Origin of the sequence: Lunatimonas lonarensis (genome assembly GCF_000390185.1) — a bacterium.
GTDB classification, from domain to species: domain Bacteria; phylum Bacteroidota; class Bacteroidia; order Cytophagales; family Cyclobacteriaceae; genus Lunatimonas; species Lunatimonas lonarensis.
Map to the genome: position 1 here is coordinate 142,716 of NZ_AQHR01000049.1, position 16,112 is coordinate 158,827.

12 protein-coding genes are annotated in these 16,112 nt (G+C 50.9%); 2 read left to right on the forward strand and 10 right to left on the reverse strand.

Annotation, left to right across the window (positions count from 1 at the left end):
* Positions 1-8: 8 nt before the first annotated feature.
* The 3 genes from ADIS_RS07980 to ADIS_RS07990 are packed head-to-tail and all read right to left on the reverse strand — an operon-like array spanning position 9 to position 3,288.
* The gene (locus tag ADIS_RS07980; RefSeq protein WP_010853908.1) at positions 9-995 is read right to left on the reverse strand and encodes a 3-hydroxyacyl-CoA dehydrogenase family protein; all 987 of its coding nucleotides are present in this window, start codon (positions 993-995) and stop codon (positions 9-11) included.
* Positions 992-2,311, reverse strand: a complete 1,320-nt coding sequence (locus ADIS_RS07985) for an aspartate aminotransferase family protein (protein ID WP_010853909.1) — start codon at positions 2,309-2,311, stop codon at positions 992-994. Before ADIS_RS07985 ends, ADIS_RS07980 begins: the two co-directional genes overlap by 4 nt.
* 8 nt (positions 2,312-2,319) lie before the next feature.
* Positions 2,320-3,288, reverse strand: coding sequence for a 3-hydroxyacyl-CoA dehydrogenase family protein (locus ADIS_RS07990; RefSeq protein WP_010853910.1), 969 nt, complete (start codon positions 3,286-3,288; stop codon positions 2,320-2,322).
* A 370-nt stretch (positions 3,289-3,658) separates the two neighbouring features.
* Here ADIS_RS07990 and ADIS_RS22930 point away from each other — a divergent pair, with 370 nt between their 5' ends.
* Complete coding sequence (locus ADIS_RS22930; RefSeq protein WP_155907253.1) at positions 3,659-3,814, forward strand: hypothetical protein; 156 nt, start codon at positions 3,659-3,661, stop codon at positions 3,812-3,814.
* Between the two features lie 25 nt (positions 3,815-3,839).
* On the forward strand, positions 3,840-4,718 hold the full coding sequence (locus tag ADIS_RS07995; RefSeq protein ID WP_010853911.1) for an AraC family transcriptional regulator: 879 nt from the start codon (positions 3,840-3,842) through the stop codon (positions 4,716-4,718).
* Positions 4,719-4,773: 55 nt separating this feature from the next.
* On the opposite strand, the gene ADIS_RS08000 is transcribed toward ADIS_RS07995, so the two are convergent.
* From ADIS_RS08000 to ADIS_RS08030, 7 genes are all read right to left on the reverse strand, one after another.
* Complete coding sequence (locus ADIS_RS08000; RefSeq protein WP_010853912.1) at positions 4,774-7,833, reverse strand: PVC-type heme-binding CxxCH protein; 3,060 nt, start codon at positions 7,831-7,833, stop codon at positions 4,774-4,776.
* On the reverse strand, positions 7,833-10,106 hold the full coding sequence (locus ADIS_RS22680; protein WP_010853913.1) for a neutral/alkaline non-lysosomal ceramidase N-terminal domain-containing protein: 2,274 nt from the start codon (positions 10,104-10,106) through the stop codon (positions 7,833-7,835). The genes ADIS_RS08000 and ADIS_RS22680 overlap by 1 nt, the downstream gene beginning before the upstream one ends.
* 79 nt (positions 10,107-10,185) lie before the next feature.
* Positions 10,186-11,634, reverse strand: coding sequence for a hypothetical protein (locus ADIS_RS08010; protein WP_010853914.1), 1,449 nt, complete (start codon positions 11,632-11,634; stop codon positions 10,186-10,188).
* A gap of 105 nt (positions 11,635-11,739) precedes the next feature.
* Positions 11,740-12,933 (reverse strand): sialidase family protein, encoded by a 1,194-nt coding sequence (locus ADIS_RS08015; RefSeq protein WP_238325408.1) that lies wholly within the window; start codon positions 12,931-12,933, stop codon positions 11,740-11,742.
* A gap of 5 nt (positions 12,934-12,938) precedes the next feature.
* Complete coding sequence (locus ADIS_RS08020) at positions 12,939-13,952, reverse strand: hypothetical protein (protein WP_155907255.1); 1,014 nt, start codon at positions 13,950-13,952, stop codon at positions 12,939-12,941.
* Between the two features lie 10 nt (positions 13,953-13,962).
* A complete protein-coding gene (locus ADIS_RS08025) occupies positions 13,963-14,901 on the reverse strand; it encodes a dihydrodipicolinate synthase family protein (protein WP_010853917.1) in 939 nt (312 codons plus the stop codon).
* The gene (locus ADIS_RS08030) at positions 14,898-16,079 is read right to left on the reverse strand and encodes a sialidase family protein (protein ID WP_010853918.1); all 1,182 of its coding nucleotides are present in this window, start codon (positions 16,077-16,079) and stop codon (positions 14,898-14,900) included. Before ADIS_RS08030 ends, ADIS_RS08025 begins: the two co-directional genes overlap by 4 nt.
* Between the last annotated feature and the right edge of the window lie 33 nt (positions 16,080-16,112).

The window sequence follows — 16,112 nt, forward strand, 5'->3', positions numbered from 1 at the left end:
TAGCCAGATCAGAGGCTTCTATTTTTATGCGTGAATGGCATACTATCTTTCACGGTCGGTGTCTCCTCGGACTGCTTGCCTCTCGGAAAGGGAAACCTATCCATCAATGCCCTTATTTTGTGTGCAAATACCAGCAGATTCTTTTCCTCTATCTCCCCAGATCCCTCCTGATAGCTGTAAAAGCCTTTACCGGATTCCATGCCAGGATTAGGGTTCCCATGGAAAATCTCCTGAAAGAAGGGAGGAAGTGATTTTCCAGTGGCCAATTCCTTGTTGAGATCCTCCATGACAAGCCCGTATACGTTCGTAGCCATGAGATCCATATAGCGCAGGTTTCCTGCGAAGGGCATGTAATACCCAGCATCGTTTCGGCAGGCGCGGTCGATATCTTCCGCACCTACATAGCCCTGCTCGACTAAGAAAAACGCCTCCCTAATCATCGCTGCCAATAACCTGGATCGAATGCTCCTCCCACCATAAACCACATAGGGATCCTTTTGCCAATGGTTTTCCAACAAATACATCAATGGCCCCAATAGATAGGCCGGTGTGTCCGAAGTAGCGATTATTTCCGCAAACAGGGTTACATGGGCCGGCCTTACCCAATTCAATCCAATAATCCGGGCAGGGCCGGTGCAGTCAGCCCGCAGCTCTTCCAGTGCAAAACTCTCAGTGTTCACCGCCAAAACAGCATCTTCCGCCACTATTTGGCTGATTGTCTGTAAAGACTCCCGTTTGGCTTGCAAGTCTTCCGGGGTGACCAAAATAACAAGATCTACCGGAGCGAGTTCTCCTAGGTCTTCGGATACTACCAGATGACCGAGAAGCTCATCTACTGCCTCCACAGCATCTGTAGGGCCTAGTAATTCAGCCAGATCGATCTTGGAGGATCCCAAAACTCGTACCTGATGCCCGGCCTGTAGGAGGCAACATACGATTTCATGAACCAAGCGGCCAGTTCCGATGACAGCCACGGAGTGATAGGGCAGCTTCATAAATTTCCTTGCGTTAACCGAAGCAAAACTTCCCTAGATTTAGCAAGTGCTTCATCAATGTGTTCAGGTTCATGTGCACTGCTTATGTACCAAAGCCCCCTCCCTATCACCCGTATTCCCGCATCGTGCAGGCCGGAAACAAACAGCTTTAATTTAGCCCCATCATACTGTAGTACCTCCCGGAATTCCGACACATTATCCCGGTCAATAAAGCCGGTATGGATCACTGGTCCGAGGCCCTGGACCAGCAGATTGATCCCCATTTCCTCAGCCAGTTGCCTGAGCCCTGCCCGCAACTTTTCCCCTAACGCAAACATTTTTGGATAAGGATTGTCTCTTTCCAAAATGCGAACCGTTGCCAGCGCGGCAGCAACCGTAGGGTTGCAGGAATTCATGGTACCGGCATGGATTACCCGGCCGGATGCGATCTCCTCCATCCAGACCTGTTTACCTACAATCGCGCTGATAGGGTAGCCACTACCGAGTGCTTTGGCAAAAATCGCCATATCCGGCGTCACCTGAAATAGTCCTTGGGCTCCAGACAAGCCCAAACGAAAGCCGGTAATGACCTCGTCAAAAATCAATGCAATGCCATATTGATCGCAAAGGGATCTTAACCCTTGCAGAAATCCAGGCTTGGGCGGAATACAACCGCTATTGCACATCATGGGCTCGGTGATAATGGCCGCCACCTCCTGATGGCGATCCTTTAAGGTGGCTTTCACCAGTTCTAGGTCATTCCAAGGAAGCGTCAAAAACTCGTCTTGGGCATGCGGAGGCAACCCCTTACTCCAAGGATAGACCGCAGGATGGCCCCTTTCGCCCAACGCATCAGGCGAAGGTGCCGATATGCCCCAGGCAACGTTATCTAGCCAACCATGATAGTGACCTTCAAATCGGATAAACTTGACCTTACCGGTTTTGGCACGTGCTACCCGGATCGCTGTTTGCACCGCTTCAGATCCATCCAGACAAAACCGCATCAACTCGGCGGAAGGGATGACCCGATGCATCCACTCGGCAAGCTCGATCTCCTGCTGATGCTGACCGGCAAATAGCTGTCCGCGGGCGGAATAGTCATTCACGGCATCCAATACCTCCTGATTGGAATGGCCTAAAATAAGGGGCCCTTGGCTAAGGGTAAAATCCAAGTATTCGTTGTCGTCCACATCCCAGAGGTAAACGCCTTTCCCATGCGTGTAGAACAAGGCGTGGGGATGGTTGTATTTTCGAAATTCCGATGAAACTCCGGAGGCTAGGACCTTCTTGGCCCGATCCAGCCAACTTCCGGATTCCTTGTACCGATTATTTATCATAAACCTAACTATTTGGTGCCCGCAGAAAGATGCTCTGCAGCCAGTTTATATATTTCCTTATTGAAAGCAGCGAAAGCTTTTTCCCATTCTTCCGCCTCTTGCTTTGTATACGTGTACAAGCCGCGGGCATTTTGAATACCGCGGGCCTCTCGCTCCACCATTTGCCGCATGAGTTCCGGAACTTCGGCAGAATTGCTGAGTGCTGGAAATAGGCGGTTTAGCGCTACCCGGAAATCCGCCAATCCCAATAAATCCATGCGTTTCATCAGTCCCATAGCTGTGATCCAAGACCCGGCATCGTAGCGGAAGGATTTATCCACGTCCTCTACCGTTGCCTCCTTTGTCTCGATCAGGTGAAACGCCTCCCGATACACCGCATACATAAGCCGGTTTGTCACAAACCCCCTGATGTCCTTTTGCAGGAAAGTGGGCTCCTTGTCCCAGAAATGGGCCAATTCAAACACCCACTGCGCGGGCTCCTCCGCCGTCTTCGCTCCTTTGGTAATTTCCAAAAAGCGGGTCAGGTAGGCTGGCTCGGCCCAGTGTATGCCCAGGAATCGTGCCGGATCGGGCGCACGTTCCTGAAGCACGCTGATCGGAATGGCCGAAGTATTACTGGAAATAATCGCCTTGCCCTCCGAGGCTTCCGCAATTTTCCGGTACATAAGCCCTTTTATTTCCGCCCGTTCGACTACACACTCCTGAACCAGCTTACAGTCCCTCAATATACCAAAGTCCTCGGACAGCATCAAACGAGAAACATAATGGGCAATAGGTTGATTTAACAAGCCGCTTTCCTCGGCGTGCTTCAATTGCTTAATGATCCGGAGTTCCGCATCGACCATGTCCGAAGAAATAGGTGCCACGCCGCGCACGGGATGCCCTGCAATCAATAACGCCACCACAATACTACTCCCCATCAATCCAAGGCCAACTACTCCCAGTTCAATTTCTGCAAGCTCATTCGGTTTTACCATTCCCAGTTCTATAAAAATCGGCTGTCGACACAGTATGGAGCCAACGGATAAGTTTTACCAATACCAAAAGTATCTGCTAACCCTCAGAGATACTATTCATATTCTTTACAATAGTGATACTATTTTTCATGTGTCTATAATTGTTTTTCAAAGGTCACATGGAATCTCGCATGGCGGATAGTCATCCCAGTGTGTGTCGCTTGCGTCATGCTCGATTTCAGCAAAAAATACCGCTCATCAGAGAAGCTGTTTTCTCCCGTCCTCTTCTGTTATTATTATTTACATTTATGATACTATTTTTCAGGTAATCCCAAAAAGCTTTTACATTACAGAGATTTAACCTATATTAAGCTAACAAAACCAATACATTATGAAATTTAGCCTACCAAAGAGGGATAGGTATGGCGTAGTGGTCAAACACACCGGCATGATCATCATCTACGAGGCCTGTCTGCGGCAAGCACGGAGCCTCGCTCCTGCTGGAGTCAACGGGGCGTGTCTCCCGACAAACCGGGAAATGTTCTGACCATTGAAAAAACTTAGTATAAAAAATGAAATCGATAGAAGTCAGACTACCGCAGGATTTTGATAAGTCCTTTATCGTGTTCAAAGAGGAGGGGCTCTACTTCCCTTGCCCCTGGCACTATCATCCCGAATATGAATTGGTTTTGGTGCTGAAAAGTACCGGACGCCGCATGGTGGGCGACCATATCGGCTACTTCCAGCAAGGGGATCTCGTATGCATGGGGCCCTATTTGCCACACGTATGGGTCAATGACTCGGCCTATATGAACGGTCAGGCAGAAGGCCCGGCAGAAGCCATCGTAATCCACTTTCAGGAACACTTTCTCGGCGAGGATTTCCTAAATATACCTGAGATGGAGCCCCTAAAGAATTTCCTGAAACTGACCAAAAGGGGCCTGGCACTAAGCGGCAATACCAAGGAGCAGGTGAGGGCACTGATGACAGGTATGGTCCATATGAATGGCATCCAACGACTTTCCAGCCTGCTTTCCATCTTCGACATTCTGTCTAAAACCCGCGAATATGAACTCCTAGCCAGTCCAGGCTATTTGGACCAAGTGGATCCTCAAGGATCTGACCGCCTCTCCAAAATCAAGGAATACATCTTCAAAAATTTTGACCAAGAAATCACGCTACCAGAAGTAGCAGCACTCGCCAACATGGCCGTTACCACGTTTTGCAATTTTTTCAAAGAACAGTATCGCATCACTTTTGTCGAATACCTCAACACGGTCCGCATAGGCCATGCATGCAAGCTGCTCTCTGAAACCGATATGAATATCGTGGAAGTGGCCTTTGGATGCGGCTTCAACAACCTGGCTAATTTCAACCGCCAATTTAAGAAGCACAAGAAAATGACCCCCTCCGAGTTTAGGAAAGTGGTCAATATGCAGGATGTCGCGTAGCGTTGACTTTGCTTGATACTGATGGCTCCGCGGACGAAATTCCACGAAAGTATTCCTAGGAACCAACACCCCCCGACTTCAAATAAGCAATGAGGTGGGCCACCTCGTCCTTGGTCATGGTTTGCTCCAGTCCATCCGGCATAAGGGATAGCCCTGAATGTTGCACCGAAACAATCGTAGATCTCAACACGGCTTCGTCGGTTCCATAGGCTGTCCGAAGCGTTATACTTTGGTCTGTTTCCGCAGCTACCCATCCCGCCAACGTTCTGCCATCCCTGGTCTGCACCGAAACCGCCTGATAAGCAGGCAATACTTCGTAGTTTGGAACAAGGGTATGCAGCAGCAGAGCGTCTCCCGGCTGGTTTCGGACGCCTGTCAGATCCGGCCCCACCTGCCCGCCTTGTCCGGCGTAGGTATGGCAGGAGGAGCAGCTTTTTTCAAACACTTCCTTTCCCAAAACGGGATCAGCAGGATGTTCTAATACATGCAGATATGCCTCGTAAACTGCCATGCGTCCACCGCCTTCCAGGTCATGAAAAAGGGCGGCGGCCTGTTCCCGGATGGTAGGTAGCGCGTCTCCCATCAATCGCTGCCGCACCATCGAGGGTATCTCGGCCGGTGCCACCACCTGATCCGCTATGGCACGTAGCAACTGCTGCACGCTGCCGCTTCTGGAGACCAACTCGGAAATCACCGCAGACTTGACCCGGGGCGTAAAAGCAACCCAAGCGTCAGCGGTGAGCAACAAGGCAGCACCACGCGGATCGCCTGTCCTGGCAGTCGATTTTACGGCTGCGAGCTGTACCTCTGCCGGGTTAATAGGCTTCAGTAATTGGCCGAGTTCCCTTTCCACCCAATCAAAAGGAACATAACCCAACAGGGATGCGGCAGCAGTTCGCGCCGACAAGGCCTCCGACTCATCCAATCCAAGCTGGGCCACCTGTGCGACAAATCTTTTCCTTAAAGCCAACTCCGGTTCAGAAAGCGACGCATTATCCAATGCATGAGCCAAGCCAAGATCTGACGGGGCAATCTTTCTTCCTTCCAACCCCCCAAGCAATCCCAGCACAGTAGCCATCCGCCAGCGGATATTCCCCTCAGAATCCAACATATCCTGTAGTAGCTCACGGCAATCCCGCAGAGACGCCGATCGGCCTACCAAGGCACCTATTTCTTGCATCATGGGTGGAAAGGCAGGACGGTCGGGCGATTCATACGTTCGGAAAGCCTGCAAAAACTCAGACACTTGACCATCTATCCCGCTTAGCACCGCATTTCGCACCCAGAGATTCTCCCCGTCAACCGCTGCCAACCGGGCAAGTACGCCAATGACCTCCTCATCCTTCTTCGCCCCCAACTCCAACGATGCCAGGTACCTCACCCGCATCTCCTTGTCTTCGACAGCTGCGGTCACCGCTTGTTTTAATTCCGGATGCTTATCAAGCAGAGGCCCCGCCAAGATTACCGCTTGCTCCCTTACGCCCGAATTCGTATCGCCAAAGGCTGCTTTCAAAAGGTCTACGTCCAAAGCCCCCAAGGACTGTAGAACCCATAGTGCCCTTGCCCTGCTTTCGGGCTGTTCGCTGTAATAAAAAAGGTCGCTTATCCGCGAAGAAAGCCGCGAATCCGAGGTCTCCAGTAGTAAGCGATGGGCTATAGACCGTTCCCACTCCTCCGAAGACCCAAGTAAGGACACCGGATCCCATATTGGCGACTCCAAAATCCGGTGCTGATCACCGGCTAGCTTAGCCTGGCTGAAATCCTTGCTTACGATACGGTACATACGCCCCCGATCCTTTCCGCTTTCAAAATCCAAGCCTCCCCTTGCCGATTCAGGAACGTAGGAAGGGTGATCGATCACTTTTCGGTACATGTCTGCCAAGTAAAGCGCTCCTTCCGGCCCATGCGCCAAAAAAACTGGGTTGAACCAACTATCAGTTGAAGCCAAAAACTCACGGTTTTCATAAGCCCGCTGTGCACGAAAAGAAACTTCCTCTTGCGTCAAAATTTGCCGCTGCACCAGGTTCTGGGCGGGCTCGCAGATAAATGCATTGCCCATATGCTCCGACTTCATGGCCGTCCCGTAGTAAAGGACCGGCCCACATGCTGAGGTAAAAGTTCCTTTATGGGATAAACCGATCAGCTTGGGGATAAAATCCGCCGTAGTGACCGCGTTGCTGATTGGGTAGACCGTAGCCTCTGCCTCCGGCTTGGCTACATTGTGAACGGATTGGTTGAATACCAGATTTAGGTTTCGGGCCAGATGCCATGGCTCCATCACCACATGCTGCAACGGATGCCGGTTGGAAGTACCAAAGCGCCGACCAAACGGGTCGAAGGCCAGGCCAAACTGGCTTCTACCACCGGTTGTCTGAAACTCAAAAGTATCTGGATGAAAACGGCCATCCGAAGAAGAAAAGGGAACTGCTGCACGGGTTGGATGCTCCGGAGACGTCACTGAACCTCCGTTTAACCCCCCTGTCAGATAAACCCACCCGTCGAGGCCCAGCGTAGGGTGGCTAGCTCTGATTTGCGCGGTCTTATCCGCATTGAAGCCGGTCAGTACCACTTTTTTGACATCCGCCACACCGTCCCCATTGGTATCTTTAAAGTAATAGATGTCCGGGGCACAGGTCACAAACACGCCGCCTCGCCAAAGCATGATCCCATTGGGGTAGGTAAGCCCGGTAACAAACTCGGTTCGGTGGTCGTACTTACCGTCCCCGTCTCTATCTTCCAGCCGGGCTATCCTTCCGAGCCGGGTGGGCGTACCCCCTTCTGCCGGATCCGGATAACCCCTGTTTTCAGCCACATACAGCACGCGGTTTTCGTCAAAGGCAAATGCCACCGGGTCGATTACCAGAGGTTCTGCAGCAATCAACTCAATCCGCAGCCCCGGCTCCAACTGGAAACTGGCCAAGGCAGCTTTCAGTGAAAGCGAATCGGCGTAGCTGTACAGGGGAGAATTGACCGGTGAATCCTGCAATTCGAAAATGACTTCATCGCTACCACCTGTATCGGCGCGTTCGTTGTCGCAGCCCCATAATCCAACGATCCAAACGATCAACAAAAGAAAAAAACTACTCCGGTGCCCCTGATACCGCATACCAACCATCACAAAATGGGATAAAGATCTACCTTTCGCACCAACATTTCGGCAGCTTCGGACTGTATTTGGATCCTTCCGCTTTTTGGCTTTGAATCCAAGGCCCTGTTCACCAACACCCCGTTCAGGTACACTGTAATTTCTCCATCCAACACATGGCACTCAAGGGTGTTCCATTCCCCTACCGGTTTTTCCACGTCCTGGGTTCCTCGGAAATCCAACACATCCTTCCATTCCGGATCCCGACCAAACCAGTTAACCCTTCCACCATGTAGGGTCACGGGATCCCCGTCCGGCTGGTAAACATGGGCACCTCCCACTTTTTGGGATGCTACCGGGCTGGTAACGGCAAACTGATCCGTCCCGTTCCCGACCACAATGAAATCCCCGGTGCCTCCCTCGATGATCTGCACCTCTATGGAGTGCATCCAGGTACCGGAATAACCCCCATCCATCCCTTGGGAATGCAACAGGATTCCACTATCCCGGGATTTGTCCAGCCGTGGTTCGTGGGTGCCGCCTCCCCATTTAAATTCCACCACCAGCTTGTAGTTATCGTAGGGCTCCTCGGTGGTGATGCAGCCCCACTCTTCTCCGGAGATATGAATCATGCCCTCTTTGACGGTGAATACTTCCTTGGGGTCATTGTTCTTCCCCCTGTCTTTCAAAAAGGTATACCAACCCGCCAGGCTTTTGCCGTCAAATAAGGCGATCTTGTCGCCAAGCTTCCGGTTATTGGCATTCAGGGGATCGGTATATCGGGAAGTGGCGGGCATTGCTTTCAACTCGTCCAAAAGCGTAAACACCTGATCGGTGATCTTTCGCGAAGCATTGACTTCCAAGTAGCTGGACCTGGCGCGCCAAGTCTCATACCCTCCCAGCTCGTGTTGTTCGGGCGTAGGCAAGTATCCGTGATAGCCATTGGCCAGAGAAACCGTAAACGTCTGATCAAAAGGACTCTTGGCTTTGATTTCCAGGCCTATCTCTACAAAAACTTCACAGGGTATGGCCGTGATCGCCAAGCTCCCCAATCTCATGGCCTGCAACAGAATGCGCTCGCTGTTTGGAAAGTCTTTCATCAATACCGTTTCCCTAGCGTAGATTTCCTCCATGGAAACCATGTTGGGGCCCTTAGCCTTGGAGAGGATTGCCTCAGCCCTTACAAGCTCTTGGGTATTGGGCTTTCTGACATCCAGGACAATTTCCTTCTGAACCACCGCCAAGGGCACCCATTCTTGGTATTCAATATGTTGGTAGGCCTTAAAGGCTTCCGCTGCCACCGTGTTGGCTACAGTTTCCATCTTGGCATAGGCCGGCAGCCGCTCGGGCGCAGGTCCCGCAAAATTGATATTGTTGATATCTCCGCTGCTGCCATTGGACATCATGGCCACAAAAGCCGGGGACTGCTGGTCGGCCCCGATGAGCTGGGCAAATTTGTTCGCAAACATGCCAAAATAATCGGCAGAAACCTCTCCGCTGCCCGTTCCTCCGACGTAGTGCAGGGAATAATTTGCCATCAGGGCGATGGGTTTGCCATCCCTTGATTTCACGGCTACGATCGGAATCTCCGGATCGGTGGGACCAGCGGGCTCCAGCAAGTGCGGGTTGCCAATTCCCGGGTTCATTTTTACCCGGTCCACACCGCCAAAGGGATTGGTCAAAACAGCACCGGGCCTCATCTTCCACCTGCGGTTAAACACCTGACCGGGTTCATGCCCTACACCCCAGCCTATTTTTGCGGGCTCCAGGTTATTGTTTGCGCGTATGATGGCGTCTGCGGCACGCTCCACCAAAAAATCCAGGTATGCCGGATCGGGATCACTTTGAAATACCGAGCAGGCCGTTCCACCTGAATGGGTATGGGTGGAGGAAATCAGCATATTCTCCACCGGGATTGCCGTAAACGCATGGGCACGTTGCTTGGCCTTGTCGAGGGTTTCCCGATAGGCCATGCACAGATCGAGGGTAACAATCGCCAACTTGGTGGCACCATCATCCAGCACCAGGCTCCTTGCATGGGTATCGTCGTGTACATGCTTCACCTGGACATCCTGCATGTTGCCATTGATGGAAGTCCCTATCTTGGGCGTGATCACGCTCGTTGCCGCACCGGCACGGAATACCTTTACCCTTGGCTCGGCGGGAGATTGCTGCGCAAGGGCGTGCATATGAACCCAAAAAAGGACGGCAATGAATACAGCAATCTTTTTCGCCGGCGGGTGAGCCCAGAAAAGTACCAACAAGCGTTCACTATTTTTTGGGGTTTGTTGTCTATTGATCATATGCAAGCTGATTAAATAGCAATTTAAATTACATCGCTTACCGATAACACCAGAAAAAGACTACTCCCAAAGGAGGGGATCAGTGAAAACGGAAGGAATAAAGATTTGCATCCTTTAAATATACCCGCATTCTGACTGGTTTTCCTGCCAACGGTGTAATATCCGTACTTTTATTCCAATACACCAGCCTGGAAATCTCGTTTCCGATCAGTGGTTGAGTCTCCTTCATGGAAAAACCAGGCAAACTATTTCCCTCTGCATCCAATAATTCTATCCGTATCTCCCCTGCCGCCGACGTAGAATAATTGACCTCCAACTTTTCACCTGAAAAAACAAAGGGTTTGGTGAGCATTTCACCCCCCGCATACCCTGCAGAGAGGGAGGCAAAGCCATCCAACCGCATGGAATAGCGACGCAGGTGGGCACTGGGCTGGGCATAATCCTGGTTCACATAAAGGGACATTTCCTCCGCACCGGTCTGAACCACATTCAATGCGGGATAATTGGATCGTGAGACCCAATTCTGCAATCCAATTCCAGGTCGGATAAACGATTCCATAAACTGCCGCTCATAGGCATTGCTTCCACGAGAGCTCATCAGCACCACATCAGAGCAGTCGTTGTAATACTTGGGATCCACGCCCAGTAGTTTGGCCTCTTCGTCTCCGATTACCTTTCTGTTTGGCATAAACCGGGCACCGATTGCCAGGTATATGTGCGGCGCCCGGAAGTACGGACTGGTCTGCTGGGTATAGAGGTGTTCATAGGGTGTATCGCCAAAAACCATCGCTTCAGGCTCACTCCAGTGGATGAAATCGGGGGAGGTGGTCCTGCTGACTGATCGGTAGCCGCTATACCCACCTCCGGTCCAGGTTCGAAAATAGCAAACATACTGCCTTTCGGATTCAGACCAGAAGGCGACATTCTGAGAGTCAAATACCCCTTCTGTAAAAACAGGATCTCCCTGTAGGCGCTGCCAGTGGATACCGTCCTCGGACACAAAGGCTACCAATCCGCTGGACGAAGTACCCCCCAAGGCCTTATACCGTTGCTGTCTTGGCGCATCTGGATTGGTATCAATAAACGGGCTGAAGTTGTGGGTCACTGGAGCCGCATTGGCCAATATCACATTATTAGCCCTACTTCCGGCCATTTCGTGAATTCCGAGGTTCGGTTTTTCCCAACGAACCCCATCGAGAGATTCCGCATAGCAGGTGACCTCCGAGTCGTTGCCGTCTTTGCCGGCAGTAGGCACTCCCCGGTAATAGGCCCGGTACAGATCTCCATCCTTCAGAATGGTCACGTAAGCCGAGAAAGCTCCCTCCCAAGGCTCATCGAAGGCTAAAACTTTGCCTTGGTCCACCGGCTCGTGCAATATAACCTGCGCACCATCTAAGGATTCAATCAGCTTCCGATCCACAAATAGCTCCCTATCCGATCCGATGGTAAGGGGAGCTTGGGCTAAAACGGTGGTAATTCCGGTAAGGAAACTTAGGACAAAGTATGAAAACGAAAACCGGTTAATCATAATTGGAATGGTAAGACGGGATGATCCCTAAATATACGACAAAACCCCACGGAAAAAGCACCATTTGCCATTACCGCGGGGCTGATGTCGCTAAGATGACAGCTATCAGAATCGGATGATACTGCCAGCAATATGCCTGGTTTGATTTTCCTTGTTAAAGTAATAGGTTACCAACGCATGCTTTTCGTCCAATACAACTGCCCAAGGATAGCCTATGTCGGTACTGCCTCCGTCCTCGCGCAGAACGATCTCCTGGGCGGTTTCGAAATCGGTGCATTCCGCATTCAAAATCCTGGCCCTGATCCCGTAAGGCTGATGCCTATAACCGTACACAAGCAGCACCCGATTGTCGGGCAGGCGCAGTGCCTGCAAGGGATGGCCTTTAAACCCCATGGATTTCCAGGGGCCAAAACTCTTGCCTCCATCGGTGGATCGGGCAATCACCGCCTGATCGTCGTATTTTCCGGTGCGGATAAAGGCCACCACATCCCCCTTGGGTGTTTCATAGACCGAGGCCTCGTTAAACACCACCTCATCGTCCACTGCCACCGGAGCCGAATACTGCCAAGTGAGCCCCTTGTCCTGCGAGATCAATAAATGATTGGAGGTTTTGCTGGGAGACTGCTGGTCGTGGGAAGCAACTACCCAAAAAACCCGACCATCTTTTCCTTCATACAAGGCTCCCCGATTATAAGCGGGAACCGGATCCCCTGTGGGAGTCACATTGATCTCCGGCTTTATATGAGGCGGGTAAAAGGGCCCTTTCCAAGACTTGCCTCCATCCGAAGACCTGACTACGTATCCTCCCAAAAAAACATAACCGGCCCCTGCAACTACATGGGGTGTTGGAAGGTTTTTGCGGTCTGCTTCACTGATCTGTGTCCAGCCATAGCTTGTACATAGCAGGGTACCGTCGGACAACTGTAGCAAACAGGGATCTTGGGATCCTCCAAAATCATGGGCATACAGCAGCTCGGGCTCTCCGGACCAATTGATCCCATCCCTAGAGGTCATTTGCACCAAGTAGCTGTTTGGATCGGTGTGACTATAGCCTTTGGAGCCGAAATTCCGTCTGTCGGGCGAACGCCGAAAGGAAAGCAAAAACTCCCCATCCGGCTTGCGAACAATGGAAGGAAAGGCAGCATAATACCGCTCATCGTGATAAATCACAATATCCTTAACCTTTTCGGCCACCTGAAGCATGCTGTCGGGGGGATATACCAATACTTCTGCCTCCGCCATCGAGATCAAAAAAAAGGCGAAAATAACTACCGAACTATACATACTGAATAATCTCATAGCGTTTAGGGTTTTAGTTGCTTAATGGGAATTTGAGTGAGGTATATGTTTGATTTTCCTTCATGTGAGGAATAATACATCACCCAAAGATGTCTCTTATGAAATATCATTCCGGGATAGCTGGTATCACCTCCACTAGGCAACACCATAGGTGATAGAAAATTTCCATCCAGATCCGAGGTGAAAATAGCTGTCTTTGGACCTCCCGGCTGATGATACCTGGAGCCTATCACCAATTGGTCTTTGTTTAAAAACAAAAAGTTTGGACCGCCCAGCCGAATGTTCAACCGGCTGAATTCCCAGTCTTTGTAAGGAAATTCTGCGGAGGCAATCATTCCCATTTGGTCGTCGGCTTCACGCCGTACCAACACGTACATCTTCCCCTTCCTATCAAATCGTATGGTGGCTTCATTGGGGTTTCCACCGGTATCGATTTGTGACACCCATTCAAAGTGCTTGCCATCCACCGTTTTCAGTAAGTGGGTTTCCCAGCCTCCCTCTTTGATTTGATAGATAACTCCATACCCAACATTTTTATGCCAGGTCAAACTCCAGATCCAATCCAAGGAAGAAGATAGATCCATGGTAGTTCGCGTCAAATCGGAAAAGTTCAACCCCGATTTGTCGGAGAAGGAAACCATCGGGAACAACTCTTGATACCCTTTGTCATAAACGCCTACTGCGGTCAAAACCATAATCCTTCCTTCGGGAGTGACCGAAAGCCTAGCCTCCCGCACATCATAATTCGCCAGGTCCAGTAGGCCTACGTCTTCCCAATCCTCACCGTCCTTTGACCGCAACAGCCTTACTTGACCACTCTTGTCGGGCATGTGATTATTTCCCTCACGGATGGCGGCATAAAAATGGTTTTTAAAGCGGATCAAATCCGGGAAAGCATTGTGGGGAGCCTTGTCCCATACAGTATGGATTTTGGTTGCATTCTCTTGGCTCCAGGCCGATTCGACTATACCAGCCATCAACACCAAAAGAACCATTAGCCTTTTCGTTTTTAAATACATTGTATCTTAGTTAATTGTCCGTTGTAATAAATTCAGGAATCCATTTTGCCCCAAGATCCCGAATTCTGGGTATCTCATTTATGGGAATACTATGGTACGGCCATCGAACCCGAGTACCGATGGCAGCCCAGCCTCCCACCGCAGTCAGCAATTTATCCACCGCGGTGTTAGAATACCCGTGAATGTTGATAAATGGCAATATCGCCTCCTCAAAGAAACCCTGCACCCGTTTTTCAATGGCAATGGCTTTCTGTATATCTTTCTGCATCAATTGATACCAGTCTACCGCAGCACGGGGATTCAGACACGCAACATTGGAATAGGAACCATGAGCTCCCTGGAAGATGCCTGTTGCCAAACGATGCCCCGGCACAAATACCGACATTCGTTCCAGCACCGGTTGCATATCCTCATACCATAGGGTGTCGCCCCCAGCCACCTTGCTGCCAACCAACGGTATCCCGGTAGCAAGGAGCTCCTGCCACTGCTTGGGAGTCAGCACTTGTTTGGCATGGGGTGGATTATACAACACCAACCCGATGGGGGCAGCCGCAGCGGCCATTTTCTCCAAATAACTGCACATCTCTGCAAATGTCAGCGACATCCAGTCAGGCAGTATTACCTGAATAGCCGAGGGCTTCAATGAAACTACTCTTTGGAGTCGCTCTAAGGAAATAACCGGGCTCATTTGGCTGCATCCCAACTGGAACGGCAGGGAATGACGCTCGCATGTTTCGGCAGTAAGATGGCTGATACGGTCAAACTCGCTTTCGGTCTGATTATAGAACTCACCGGCTGTACCGTTGGTGTAGACACCATCTACGCCCGAGCTGGCCAAATAGTTGAGTTGGTCCTCAAAAAGAGAATAGTCTATGTCGCCATTTGCCGAAATCGGCAATAACAGAGTTGCCCATACGCCCCGAATTTGATCGGCTGACAAAGGCCTCATCGAATTTGCCCCAGTGGAAGTTTCCAGATCACCGTCCCCATATGGTATCGCCGATGGGTTTCAATGCCTCTGGAATAGTAGAGCGTCATAATACTTCCATCATCCAGCTGAACGCTTGCCGGATAACCGCAATCCTGGCCAAAATCCAAGTCGTCAATGACAATCATTTCGTCACTCCATGTTTGTCCATTATCTAGGCTGGTTTTTACAGCTACCCCCTTTTCGCCTACCTTTCGGTTGCCATAGGTTAAGAGAAGCCTGCCGTCCTTTAGCGCGGTCATGTGTCCGGGATGTTGATTGTCATCGGTCAGGTTGCCGATCATTTCCCAGCTTTTGCCGTCGTCATTGCTTTCGAACAGGTCCATGGCCTGACCGGACCTCCATCGGCGGGCAGCGGCGATCCAATGCCCATTTCCTGTATGGTAAAACGCAGTCTCATTATGCCCACCGGCAAAAGCTGTGGAACCTGACGCATCACTGATAAATGACAGCCATTGCCAAGACTTTCCATCGTCCGTACTTTTAAACATAGAGACCTTATTGACGGTCTTGTCCAAAGACTGGGCATAAGCCAGCACCCTAAGCGAGCCATCACTACCTGAAAGTACATCGCCGAAAGGTATAAACTCAGTCATCCCTTCCTGTGCCGTAGGGAATCCCGTTTTATTGATATCCCAAGTCTCGCCACCATCTTTGGAAATCGATACCCATGGACGAAGTACCGCAACCAGATCCATCTGACCGGACTGCGAAGCGGACGGTGTCAATGACCACCCTGAGGCAACTACCACCAAATTTCCTGACGTATTTGTGCCTGCGGCTACGTTCATGCGGTTGGTCTGTGGATCGTTTGGTGTTGGTTTCCCCCTCAACTCCCAAAACCTACCATTATCGGAAGAAGCATAGCACGCGACTTGCCCTTCCATTCGGGCATGGCTGGGATGGTTGAAGATTGTGGCTACGTATGTACCATCCCCCAACGCGGTTAAATTGGGCCATGCGCACACATTATCCACCGAAATAAATCGCTCTAGCACCTGTACCCGTTTTGATGGCAATTCTAGGGGCACTCTTTCAACAGCCACCGAATCCGGGGGATGCGTGGCAGCGACGGCTGGCACCTGCAAAAGCACCATGCCAACCGCCCCTGCCATTAAAAACATTATCTTTAGGTTCATCGCTATAATTGATTTTTCAATACTATTATCTAA

What these genes read in the sequence shown, in the direction of transcription:
- ADIS_RS07980 (WP_010853908.1), bottom strand. Translation starts at nt 995, where the DNA reads ATGAAGCTGCCCTATCACTCCGTGGCTGTCATCGGAACTGGCCGCTTG.
- ADIS_RS07985 (WP_010853909.1), bottom strand. Translation starts at nt 2,311, where the DNA reads ATGATAAATAATCGGTACAAGGAATCCGGAAGTTGGCTGGATCGGGCC.
- ADIS_RS07990 (WP_010853910.1), bottom strand. Translation starts at nt 3,288, where the DNA reads ATGGTAAAACCGAATGAGCTTGCAGAAATTGAACTGGGAGTAGTTGGC.
- ADIS_RS22930 (WP_155907253.1), top strand. Translation starts at nt 3,659, where the DNA reads ATGAAATTTAGCCTACCAAAGAGGGATAGGTATGGCGTAGTGGTCAAA.
- ADIS_RS07995 (WP_010853911.1), top strand. Translation starts at nt 3,840, where the DNA reads ATGAAATCGATAGAAGTCAGACTACCGCAGGATTTTGATAAGTCCTTT.
- ADIS_RS08000 (WP_010853912.1), bottom strand. Translation starts at nt 7,833, where the DNA reads ATGGTTGGTATGCGGTATCAGGGGCACCGGAGTAGTTTTTTTCTTTTG.
- ADIS_RS22680 (WP_010853913.1), bottom strand. Translation starts at nt 10,106, where the DNA reads ATGATCAATAGACAACAAACCCCAAAAAATAGTGAACGCTTGTTGGTA.
- ADIS_RS08010 (WP_010853914.1), bottom strand. Translation starts at nt 11,634, where the DNA reads ATGATTAACCGGTTTTCGTTTTCATACTTTGTCCTAAGTTTCCTTACC.
- ADIS_RS08015 (WP_238325408.1), bottom strand. Translation starts at nt 12,933, where the DNA reads ATGAGATTATTCAGTATGTATAGTTCGGTAGTTATTTTCGCCTTTTTT.
- ADIS_RS08020 (WP_155907255.1), bottom strand. Translation starts at nt 13,952, where the DNA reads ATGTATTTAAAAACGAAAAGGCTAATGGTTCTTTTGGTGTTGATGGCT.
- ADIS_RS08025 (WP_010853917.1), bottom strand. Translation starts at nt 14,901, where the DNA reads ATGAGGCCTTTGTCAGCCGATCAAATTCGGGGCGTATGGGCAACTCTG.
- ADIS_RS08030 (WP_010853918.1), bottom strand. Translation starts at nt 16,079, where the DNA reads ATGAACCTAAAGATAATGTTTTTAATGGCAGGGGCGGTTGGCATGGTG.